The 9,972-nt window shown below is 62.0% G+C and carries 9 protein-coding genes and 1 pseudogene; 5 read left to right on the plus strand and 5 right to left on the minus strand.

The window, feature by feature from the left end; translation table 11 throughout:
• The first annotated feature begins 14 nt into the window (after nucleotides 1-14).
• The 4 genes and pseudogenes from A3K89_RS04770 to A3K89_RS04785 form a co-directional block, all read left to right on the plus strand.
• Nucleotides 15-608, plus strand: coding sequence for a TlpA disulfide reductase family protein (locus tag A3K89_RS04770; RefSeq protein WP_068422665.1), 594 nt, complete (start codon nucleotides 15-17; stop codon nucleotides 606-608).
• The gene (locus tag A3K89_RS04775; RefSeq protein ID WP_068422581.1) at nucleotides 605-1,438 is read left to right on the plus strand and encodes a cytochrome c biogenesis CcdA family protein; all 834 of its coding nucleotides are present in this window, start codon (nucleotides 605-607) and stop codon (nucleotides 1,436-1,438) included. Before A3K89_RS04770 ends, A3K89_RS04775 begins: the two co-directional genes overlap by 4 nt.
• 100 nt (nucleotides 1,439-1,538) lie before the next feature.
• Nucleotides 1,539-2,780 carry an Nramp family divalent metal transporter gene (locus A3K89_RS04780; protein WP_068422584.1) on the plus strand — a complete coding sequence of 414 codons (1,242 nt, stop codon included), beginning with the start codon at nucleotides 1,539-1,541 and terminating at the stop codon, nucleotides 2,778-2,780.
• A 1,025-nt stretch (nucleotides 2,781-3,805) separates the two neighbouring features.
• A pseudogene (locus tag A3K89_RS04785) lies at nucleotides 3,806-4,108 on the plus strand (heavy metal translocating P-type ATPase); the annotation flags it as partial.
• Nucleotides 4,109-4,208: 100 nt separating this feature from the next.
• Here A3K89_RS04785 and A3K89_RS04790 read toward each other — a convergent pair.
• Both A3K89_RS04790 and A3K89_RS04795 read right to left on the minus strand, forming a co-directional pair.
• On the minus strand, nucleotides 4,209-4,844 hold the full coding sequence (locus A3K89_RS04790) for a DUF305 domain-containing protein (RefSeq protein WP_068422591.1): 636 nt from the start codon (nucleotides 4,842-4,844) through the stop codon (nucleotides 4,209-4,211).
• A gap of 85 nt (nucleotides 4,845-4,929) precedes the next feature.
• Complete coding sequence (locus tag A3K89_RS04795; protein ID WP_068422667.1) at nucleotides 4,930-5,340, minus strand: DUF6153 family protein; 411 nt, start codon at nucleotides 5,338-5,340, stop codon at nucleotides 4,930-4,932.
• An 883-nt stretch (nucleotides 5,341-6,223) separates the two neighbouring features.
• Between A3K89_RS04795 and A3K89_RS25680 the strand changes: the two genes are divergently transcribed.
• Nucleotides 6,224-6,622: a hypothetical protein gene (locus tag A3K89_RS25680; protein ID WP_068422594.1), complete on the plus strand. Its 399-nt coding sequence runs from the start codon at nucleotides 6,224-6,226 to the stop codon at nucleotides 6,620-6,622.
• A gap of 11 nt (nucleotides 6,623-6,633) precedes the next feature.
• Here A3K89_RS25680 and A3K89_RS04805 read toward each other — a convergent pair whose 3' ends face one another.
• The 3 genes from A3K89_RS04805 to A3K89_RS04815 all read right to left on the minus strand — a co-directional run bounded on the left by A3K89_RS04805 (nucleotide 6,634) and on the right by A3K89_RS04815 (nucleotide 9,213).
• Nucleotides 6,634-7,692, minus strand: coding sequence for a hypothetical protein (locus tag A3K89_RS04805; RefSeq protein WP_167674233.1), 1,059 nt, complete (start codon nucleotides 7,690-7,692; stop codon nucleotides 6,634-6,636).
• Nucleotides 7,693-8,107: 415 nt separating this feature from the next.
• Nucleotides 8,108-8,407: a helix-turn-helix domain-containing protein gene (locus tag A3K89_RS04810; RefSeq protein WP_371828787.1), complete on the minus strand. Its 300-nt coding sequence runs from the start codon at nucleotides 8,405-8,407 to the stop codon at nucleotides 8,108-8,110.
• Between the two features lie 38 nt (nucleotides 8,408-8,445).
• Nucleotides 8,446-9,213, minus strand: a complete 768-nt coding sequence (locus tag A3K89_RS04815) for a tyrosine-type recombinase/integrase (RefSeq protein ID WP_254303422.1) — start codon at nucleotides 9,211-9,213, stop codon at nucleotides 8,446-8,448.
• Between the last annotated feature and the right edge of the window lie 759 nt (nucleotides 9,214-9,972).

Genomic DNA, 9,972 nt, shown 5'->3' on the forward strand with positions numbered 1-9,972 from the left:
ACCGTGCACGGACAATGACCGAAAACCGGCTTGTCGGCGCGATACTCACCGTTGCCGTCGCCGTGTCGATCTCCGGATGCTCCGCAGGCACCGACGCGGTCGCATCCGGCGGCAGTTTCGACTTCGTTGCACCCGGCGGCCAGACCGACATCTTCTACGACCCTCCCGAAAGCCGCGGAACCGTCGGCGAACTCACCGGACCGGACCTGATGGACGAAGGCAAGACCACCGCACTGTCCGACTACGAGGGCGACGTCGTCGTAGTCAATCTCTGGGGTCAATGGTGCGGCCCGTGCCGAGGTGAAGCCGACGACCTCGAGGAAGTATTCGAAGCCACCCAGAGCAGCGGAGTCCAGTTCCTCGGAATCAACGTCCGAGATCCCCAGAAGGACAAGGCCCAAGATTTCGTCGTCGACAACAACGTCTCCTACCCCTCGATCTACGACCCCTCGATGCGGACACTGATAGCACTAGGCGGCAGCTACCCGACCAGCGTCATCCCCTCGACCTTGGTTCTCGATCGCCAGCACCGCGTTGCAGCAGTGTTCATGCGTGCGCTGCTCACCGAGGACCTTCTCCCGGTCGTTCAACGGGTCGCCGCCGAATGACGACGCTATTGTCTCAGGACATCGGATCGGCGTTCCAGAATGCCGCGTCGAGTGGGCCTCTGATGCTGGCCATCGCCGCGTGCATGCTCGCAGGCCTCGTCTCGTTTGCATCCCCTTGTGTGGTCCCGCTGGTGCCCGGCTATTTGTCGTACCTGGCCGGCATCGCAGGGGCCGAATCTTCTCAGCCCACCGGCCAGCTGCCCGGTGGTGTCAACGGGTCCTCGACTGTGTCGACATCGGCGAACCGGTGGCGGGTGGCCGGGGCGGCAGGGTTGTTCGTCGCCGGCTTCACCGCCGTGTTCGTACTCGCCACAGCGTCGATATTCGGTGTCATCGGTACCTTGCGGCTCAACGAAGAACTGCTGCAGCGCGTCGGCGGAGTCATCACGATCGTGATGGGCCTGGCGTTCATCGGATTCATCCCCGCACTGCAGCGCGACACCCGATTCGCACCCAGAAACATCACATCGCTTGCAGGGGCACCGCTCCTCGGCGGTGTGTTCGCGCTCGGATGGACGCCATGTCTGGGCCCCACGCTCGCTGGTGTGTTGTCGGTGGCCGCGGGGACCGAAGGTGCTACCGCAGCTCGGGGAGTGACGCTGATCATCGCCTACTGCCTGGGGCTTGGGTTGCCGTTCATTCTGCTGGCCTTCGGGTCGAGTTCGGCAATGCGTGGTGTCGGGTGGCTGCGAAGAAATTCACAGCGAATCAAGGTCGCCGGGGGAGTGATCATGGTCGCCGTCGGCGTGGCGCTGCTGACCGGCGTGTGGGGATTGTTCATCGCGTGGATACGCAATGAGTTCGTCACCTCGGTGGTTCTGCCGATCTGACGCTTCGCAGCGGGGATCGACATCACGCATTGCGTTGTTCGGGTCGCCGAACTATATTTTCAGGGTTCTGAAATTGTCCGTCCACGTTGGGTGCGATCACATGACTTTGCTGCAACGCCGGGCATCCCGATCGCCGTCGAGATTTCGAGCGGGGTTCGCGCTACTGGGCCCGGCGTTCGTTGCCGCGATCGCCTACGTCGACCCCGGCAATGTCGCGTCCAATGTCAGTGCCGGAGCGCAGTTCGGCTACCTGTTGGTCTGGGTGATCGTGGCCGCGAACGTAATGGCCGGCCTCGTTCAATTCTTGTCGGCGAAACTCGGAATCGTCACCGGAATGACCCTCCCCGAAGTCGTTCGCGAAAAGTCCCGCAGAAGCACCCGGCTTGCCTATTGGGGGCAGGCGGAAGTCGTTGCGATGGCGACCGACCTCGCGGAGGTCGTCGGCGGCGCGATTGCCCTGTACCTGTTGTTCGATCTCCCGCTTCTGCTCGGCGGGTTGATCACCGGGGCAGTGTCGATGATCCTGCTGATGGTTCAGGACCGCCGCGGTCAACGGCCGTTCGAGTTCGTCATCCTCGGCCTTCTCACGGTCATCGCTGTCGGATTTCTGGCAAGCGTCTTGGTAGAGCCCCCGTCGTTCACCGAGGCCGCGGGAGGCCTGATTCCCCGGTTCGACGGCGCGGAAAGCGTTCTGATCGCTGCCGCCATGCTCGGCGCGACAATCATGCCGCACGCCGTCTACCTCCACTCCGGTCTCGCCCGAGACCGCCACGGCCACCCCGAGGCCGGACCGGCCCGGCGCCGTCTGCTGCGCATCACCCGTGCCGACGTCGGATTGGCGATGTTACTCGCCGGCGCCGTCAATATGTCGATGTTGCTGTTGGCCGCGTCCACACTCGGCGGCAGAGAAGGCGTCGATTCGATCGAAGGTGCACACGCTGCCGTCGGAGAGACGCTCGGGCCAGTTGTTGCTCTGCTGTTCGCAATAGGACTGCTGGCGTCCGGTTTGGCATCGACATCGGTGGGGGCGTACGCCGGAGCGATGATCATGGATGGATTGCTGCGCAAGCGAATTCCGATCGTCCTACGCCGGCTCGTGACCCTCGTACCCGCCCTCGCGATTCTCGCTGCAGGTGTCGACCCCAGCCGCGCCCTCGTCGTCTCACAAGTCGTCCTGTCCTTCGGAATTCCGTTCGCGCTGATCCCTCTGGTGCGGTTCACATCGGACCGTGAATTGATGGGGGAGAACGTCAATCACCGAATCACCACGTGTGCGGCTTGGCTGATCGCGGCCGTCATCGTTGCGCTCAATATCGCTCTGATCTATCTGACGCTGGCCTAATGACTATCGGTAGGGAAGAGCCTCTCGCTCAACAGAGTTGACCTCGACGAACAATCCTGTGCGACCCGGTTCGTCGCCAGCATCGATACCTGGCGTGGCGTCGCAGTTGTGCCCCCTTCTACCAGCATTGGACACAGCCACCTATGGTCGCTGGTGCGCCGCAGCCGACGCAACACCCATGCCTGCGACGCCGATGACGGTGGCCGAGTTCATGGACCAGAACAGTGATGCGGTGCAGCTGCGCCGGGTCTCGGCGATCAATCGAGCACACCAAGACGCCGGACATTCACCGCCAGGAGCGCGTCACTTCACTGCGATCGGATCGATAGAAGCGCTGTTGGGGGCGCCGAGATGCCGTCCTGATCCTGCTGCCCGGCGCCGGCCTGTCCTACACCGCGATCGCAGACCCTGGACCGCACCGACGTCACGGTCGACGGACCGGAGCTGTGGATCGGAGGAAGTGACCAGATTCGAATCCAGACACGTACTGGCTGCGAGAGCTCGCCGGCCGACCTGTGGGAGCGGTGGGCGGCAGCGCTGCAGTTCTCCGACCGCTACCCATCCACGGCGCTGCTGTCAGAGCATCTTCAGCGGGGCATCTCTCCGGACATGGCAGAGTGGCCACGCAGTCCAGGTCCGGTAGCAGTGCCGATCGATCGATGGGGCCACATGCCGTTCCCCAATACCGCCATGACCCCGGACGGAGTCGCTACGGTCGCACGAGCGCACCTCATGGGCGCGCCACCCCGGCGCACCTCTAGGCCGACGCGCCGCAGATTCGACGACCAGTCCAACGAGACTACTGCCGAAAGCGTTGTACACGAGTCGATATCGGTCGATCTCGACCCTCAATTACTAGGACCGCGGAATCGCTGCTCGTAGGTGTGCCCATGCGGATATGGCGGATGCACTTGATCTGGTGGACGACGTCGACGACCGAATCAAAGCGCTGCTACAACACACCCTCGCCACCTGCTGGGCAGCGGGGACGCCACCGGACTGTGATGGAAATACCAGCGATGATCCCCGAATCGGTGCTGTCGGTGATCATCGCTCGCGCTTCCTACTGAAATACGAAGCAAAACGTTGGTGGGCAGCGGGATACAACCTGATCTCCGTGCCGCTCGCGGCGGGAGTGCTGGCGTCGGTCGGGTTCGTACTGCCGATGTCGATCGGCGCGATTCTGATGTCGTTGTCGGCGATCATCGTCGCCGCCGACGCACAGCTGCTGCGTCGGCGGCGACCTCGTACCCGACGCCATCACCGGTACCCGAACTGACAGCTTTCGTACTACGAAGCCGCAGAGTGAATCGGTTACGCGCAGCTGAGACCTTGACCCCTGAACGGATTCAGACGGTCACCGCAGAACGAGCCGAAGGCCGCACCTTCCGGGCGGAGGGTGCGGCCTTCGAACTCTTCGGTGTCAGCTCAGCCGAGCAGTTGCTGCATGGTGTCGATTTCTTGCTGCTGGGTTTCGACGATGGTGCGTGCCATCTGCTGGGCGTCGGGGTTGGAACCGTCAGCTATCTCGGTGTTCGCCATCTCGATCGCGCCGGTGTGGTGGGCGATCATCATCGTCAGCCACTGGCGGTCGAACTCCGGACCCGACGCCGCCATCAGGGCGTCCATGTCCTGCTGGGTCATCATGCCGCTGTCGGCGTTGTGGTCCATCCCCTCCATCTCACCCATGTCCGCCGACGGTGCAGGCTGGCCCCATTCGGCGAGCCAAGCGGTCAGTTGGTCCATTTCGGGCTGTTGCGCGGCTTCGATAGCCGATGCCAGCGACAACACCTCCGGATTGTCGGTACGCCCCTGCGCCATCGCGGACATCTCGACTGCTTGCGCGTGGTGCGGGTACATCATTCGCGCGAACATGACATCGGCGTCGTTGAACTCCGCCGACGCGCTCGCAGCCTGCGACGAGGACGGCGCGGATGAGGACATCGACTGCCCGTCCATCGAATGTCCGTCCATCGACGAATCGGTCGAGTTGTCGCTACAGCCGGCCACGACGAGTGCACTGATGGCGGCAGCGGCGAGCGATACTACTAGTTTGGTACGCATGTGAAACTCCTTGTACGAGTGCCTGATCTGGGAAGAACGGAGGTAATCCGATCCGCCGGTGGGCGTGCGCTCACCGGGCTCCCTGTCACACTCGCAAGGTCACCGATCTGTCCAACTCCCACAATGTCCACGGCGGTGCGCGTTCCTGCGTGGTGACGGCACGAGCATCGAGACCGTTCGCCGAAAGCAAGGACGGCGTAGCGTCGATGCTCACCGATGGGATCGTCAACGCGGGCCAGGACACCGTGGTGCCGACGCATGGATGCATCATCTGGTGTCCAGACGGGCAGTCGTGCTCACCGAACGCCACCGGAACCGAACTATCGACCCGGGGTGTCGGCGCCATCGCGGAGTGGCGGGCCGTCATCTGAGGTCCGTTCATCGACGTCACCGGCATCACCGAATGCATCAACAGCACCCCGAACACCGTCAAGGCGACCAGCACACCTGTCACCGACAACGGGCCCCGGCGCCGGTGTTGGATTGCTGGCCGCATGTCACCGATCATACCAACAGATACCCCCAGGGGTACCGGACGCCAACGTGGCTCTCACCTGCGTGCCGCAGTACTCCACTCGAAGAACACCTACGCGCATTCGTCCTGAACCGATTCTCGCACAACTGGTTTCAACCATGGGCAGGGTACTGCTGTAGCAGTGAACAGCTTCAACGACGACTGGTAGCTACGATTTGTCCAGTGAGCGGCGCGGCGAATAGAGCGGAAGTCGCCAAAGAACTCCTCGACCATGCCCAGTGTCCATGCCTTGGGAGGCTCGTTAGCGTGGTCCAGGAACGCCGCACTATCTACTAGTGTTGCTCGACTTGTCTCGAGTTGCAGATTGCGGCACGGCTGCTGGCTGCGCCATCCCGTTAGCATGCCCTCGACCGTCCGTTCCTTCGCGATGGAGCGGATCACCGCCCCGATCAGTATCGCGCGCCCGCTTCCGACAGCACCTAAGCGATGTCCCCTCGCATCCGTTAATTTCCGACGAACGAGTGATTCGTCGGTATCAATAGCGTTGGAGGAAAAAAAGGTTCGGTGAGTAGCATCTGCGGTGCATCGCAAAACGAATGCAACATGGCCGACGCCCCAGCCGTAGATGTTCTACATACCATTGCTGCACAACTTTTTTGGACGAACATTTGCGGAGGACTCGGTTGATCAGCCGACGCCGAGATGATGCATCTGATGCAATACGCAGACTTTCACTGGATAAGTCCGTTATAGCTATCGGACTTATTAGATAGTTCGTGCTGGCGGAGGCAACCTGCCGGTCAAGCTCTCGAAAGCTCCGATGATGCACGAACTACTTCCGCGTTTCGGTAGTGTCCGTTCATGGCAGTGTCGGAAGAGGGGACTATCAGCTGGTGGAGGCATCGTGAAGAGTCAACGCTGGTTCGAAAGCCGCAGGATCGAGCTTTGGCTGAGTGCGATCGTCTTGGTATGCCTGGTCGGCGGGGTCGGACCGTCTGTCGTTGGGGCCGTCGTATCTGTTGGGGCGCCGTGGAATTGGTTCAAGCTGGCGGTGTGGGCATGTGTCGTCGTGGGGTTCGTTCACACATTCGTCAAAGCGTGGCGTGGCCGTCAGTCACCTGGGGCTGTCCTGCCCGACCCGGACGTGTCGGTTGCTGATGTCGAGCGCATCGTGTCAAGCGAGCCCAACCGAGTCGCCGCAGTCAAAGCGCTGCGCCAACAGCACCCTGGTCTGAAGCTCAAGGATGCCGCCGATCTCGTCGATGCAGCTCGCGCGACGCGGGGTCCTGAACCGGGACCATGACCGGTGGTCGATTACGTTCTGTTCGTTCCGATCGCTGGATAGCTGCCCATCGTGACGCCCGAGCGCGCCGCGTGGATGTTCATGATCTGGTTGCTGTATCCGAGTAGATCGGCGAGCGTGGCGGCGTCGAGTTCCTTGGTTAGATCGTGTAGCACGGCATTGCGCACTGCGAGGATGTTGATGCCGAAGACCCTTCTGAACGTCTGTTGGAGGGCTTGCGTGGTGAGGTGATGTCCTGCCCGCGTCCCCGGGAAGAGCCACGGAGATTGATTGTTGGTGGTTCGCTGATTCGCGCGCGACGTCAAGTACTCGTGGAACAGGGGGAGTAGAGGCGGTGGGACGGGGGCGGGATGTTCACCGAGGTGAAGTTTGATCCCTACTGGTGTGACTTCTACTTGGTCACAACGTAGTTCGGCGATTCGACGAACTGGCAGCGCATACAAGAGAAACAACAGTGCTGCGATTCGGTTGCTGAGCGGTGCGGTGTCCGACTCGAGGACGGTCCGGATCAACTCCAGTCGTTCGTGAGATGAGACGAGCGGTGTTTGTCGGGCCTCTCTGTACCTCAGGTCGTAGCGTTTCCCGATTCCGGCCTTCGCTCGCCATTGGAGGAAGTTGCGAGCAGCCGTGCGGGTGGTGGTCCCGGTGGAAAAGTACTCGTCGATGTGGTCCTGGGTGAGTGCGTCGATAGTCGCTTGATGGTGGTCGCTCAGCCAGATCAAGAACTTCCCGGTCTCGGTGATTTCCTGCTTCGCATTTCGAGTGGCGTTGTCCAGGTTGCGAACTCGGTTGTCGCGTATGCGTCGAAGGTGGTGCCATCGGGCGAACGGTTCGAGGGCGGCGCGGACTTCGGGGCGGTCTGCGAGGGTCTCGAGGCGGTTGTCGAGCCACGTCTCGAACCGTGCCAGCAGTGGATCGCCCCGGTTAGGCAGGATGCGCAGTTCAACCAACATTTCCCGTAGGTGCTCGACGTGCCGGCCGGGTGGCAGCTTATCGAAAGCGCTGTGAGACAGGGCGAGGTCACGATTGCCGATGTGCTTCAACAGCTCGGCGGCGGCTTTGCCTCGCATCCACGTGATGATGCTTTCCGGCCGCGAGACGGCCGCGAGTTCGGAGGCAAGTCGTTTGAGACGGAGGTCTGGGGGATCGTGCGGTCGGAGAACTGCGGTGAGGTCTGCTGTGACAACGCACCGTGCGCAGTGGCCACCGCGTAGGCGTTCGGCCTCGCGGCCGCAGTTCGTGCAGTCGAGCGCAGTGGTGATGCCTGCGCATTCCCGGCAGATCGGCTGTCTCTGGAGCGATCGTCCTGGCGTCATGCGTTCGGCTCCGCATAGAGCGCAGCGGCCGTAGGTGCGGACCGCCGCTGTGAAGCATGCACCGCAGAGTGACTCGTTGGGCCATCGGACTCGGTGCCGTGGAACTGGCATCGTGCAGCGGTCGCAGACCGATGAGCCGCCGACGGTCCGGGGTCGCCCTCTGGGGCGGTCAGGCATCGTCGTCGACGATCCGTGCCCTGACCGGCCTGTATGCGTCGAGGAGAGGAACGTCCCTGGTCGAGTTGACTGCCCGCTTGTCGCGTCGACGGCTGGCGTCGGTCGCTGTGTAGGTGACGAGGTCGCCGGCTTCGATGCCGAAGATGTCGCAGAGGGCGACGAGCACGCTGAACGCGATCCGCTCGGGTTCCTGACCCACGATCCTGTAGATCTGCGACTCGGAGAGCGTTATTCCTCTGTCTCGCAATGGTTCTACGAGATCACGGCTGTTTCTCATCCCGGCGCGGGCCATGTGTTCACGGACCCGCCATCGGTACTGGATTTCGCGTTTCATTGTTGTCCCTCGTCCCTTCCTTGTGCATCGTCTCGTCCACCGACACTGCGACGCAGCGTCTCTGCCAACACCTGCTCCAAGTGGCGCGCCCGGTAGTCGGGTGAGGCGATCGTGTAGATCGAGGTAGTTGCTGCGTGCTCGTGACCGAGCTGCATCTGCACGAAGCTCAGGTCGTATCCGTATTCGGTCTGCAGATGGGTGGCGTAGGCACGTCGCAACGAATGCAGATCGAGACCGGGTGGGAATCCCAACTCGTCCAACAGGTTCCGCATCCGCTTCCACAGATCTTTGCCGGCGACGGCGCCGCCGCGGTCGGTGGGGAACAGGTCGCTGACGGGTAGCCCGTAGCGGGGAAGGCCGTAGCTCACCCAGTGCTCGAGCGCCTCGGCAGCCCAGTCGAACACGGTCAGGACCGTGCGTTGTTTAGCAGGGGATCCGCGCATCGCCTTCCCGTGCCGGATCCGCAGCAGACCCCATTCACCGAAACCGGGGGCACGGACGTTTCGTGAGCAGTCGACCAATTGGAGTTGCCGTCCTTCACCGGCTCGCAGGCCCCACCCGTACAGAACCTTGAACGCGACCGCGTCGCGCCACGCGGCGAGGGCTCCCTTGCGTCCTGAGTTGAGGATGCGTTCGGGCTCGAGATCGGCGAGGTCGAAGAACTGCTGCAGTTCTGTTCTGGTGAACGGTCGACGTTTGTCCTGGGTGTCGTTGGTCTGCACGTGGGTGGCTCGGTTGAAGTCGGTGATCACCTGCGAAAACACGGTCCCGAATAGCCTCCCGCAGTTCTCGTTCCACTCGTAGAGGGGATTCGTTGCGTAGTCCAGGAACGCCCCTGACATCGGATTGATAGGCACGGATCGTTGCGTGGGAGAGGTTCCGCACCCCGCGCAGATGTGCGAAGAACTCGTCGGCATCATGCGGGGACCATTGCCAGGGTGGGGATCCCACGAAGTCGATCATGCGGTGGATGAGTTTGATTCGTCGATCGGCAGTTCCTGCTCGGAAGTTCTGGGTGGCTTGTGCACGTCTCCAGCCGGTGAGTACGTCATCGAGGAACGACTCGGCGAGAACAGGACCCGGGTCGGACGGTAGGTAAATCAACCGTCCACCAACATCTCGTCGATCCACGCATACACCCTTCGTCGGCCTGCATATTTTGCAGTCAGAGAGCAGAAACCGCAACAGATACCGACGTAAGACCAGGTCGCGGGCGTACCCGTGCAGTAGGTCCGTCGCATGCGCGCACTCGTCGAAAGCATCAGCCGCAGTGCGGACCGAGCGTGTTTGTGCAGGTAGGAGTAGATTTCGGAGACACGAGGGCTCGTTACACGCAGAGGAGCTATTCGCAGAATATGCGAATGACGGAACTACGACTGATTAAGTGTCGTGTTCGGTAGTCGCGAGTTCTCCTGCTAATTACCCCAGTTCGGTGTTGTCGAGGGCCAGCGGATTGTGCGAACAACATCTAACCGCGCCGTAGTATCGGTGGCAGCGAGGAGAAAGGTGGTAGCAGGATGGAG

This window comes from Rhodococcoides kyotonense (assembly GCF_001645385.1).
Lineage (GTDB): Bacteria > Actinomycetota > Actinomycetes > Mycobacteriales > Mycobacteriaceae > Rhodococcoides > Rhodococcoides kyotonensis_B.

What these genes read in the sequence shown, in the direction of transcription:
- A3K89_RS04775 (WP_068422581.1), top strand. Translation starts at nt 605, where the DNA reads ATGACGACGCTATTGTCTCAGGACATCGGATCGGCGTTCCAGAATGCC.
- A3K89_RS04780 (WP_068422584.1), top strand. Translation starts at nt 1,539, where the DNA reads ATGACTTTGCTGCAACGCCGGGCATCCCGATCGCCGTCGAGATTTCGA.
- A3K89_RS04795 (WP_068422667.1), bottom strand. Translation starts at nt 5,340, where the DNA reads ATGCGGCCAGCAATCCAACACCGGCGCCGGGGCCCGTTGTCGGTGACA.
- A3K89_RS04790 (WP_068422591.1), bottom strand. Translation starts at nt 4,844, where the DNA reads ATGCGTACCAAACTAGTAGTATCGCTCGCCGCTGCCGCCATCAGTGCA.
- A3K89_RS04810 (WP_371828787.1), bottom strand. Translation starts at nt 8,407, where the DNA reads ATGGCCCGCGCCGGGATGAGAAACAGCCGTGATCTCGTAGAACCATTG.
- A3K89_RS04770 (WP_068422665.1), top strand. Translation starts at nt 15, where the DNA reads ATGACCGAAAACCGGCTTGTCGGCGCGATACTCACCGTTGCCGTCGCC.
- A3K89_RS04805 (WP_167674233.1), bottom strand. Translation starts at nt 7,692, where the DNA reads ATGCGAGGCAAAGCCGCCGCCGAGCTGTTGAAGCACATCGGCAATCGT.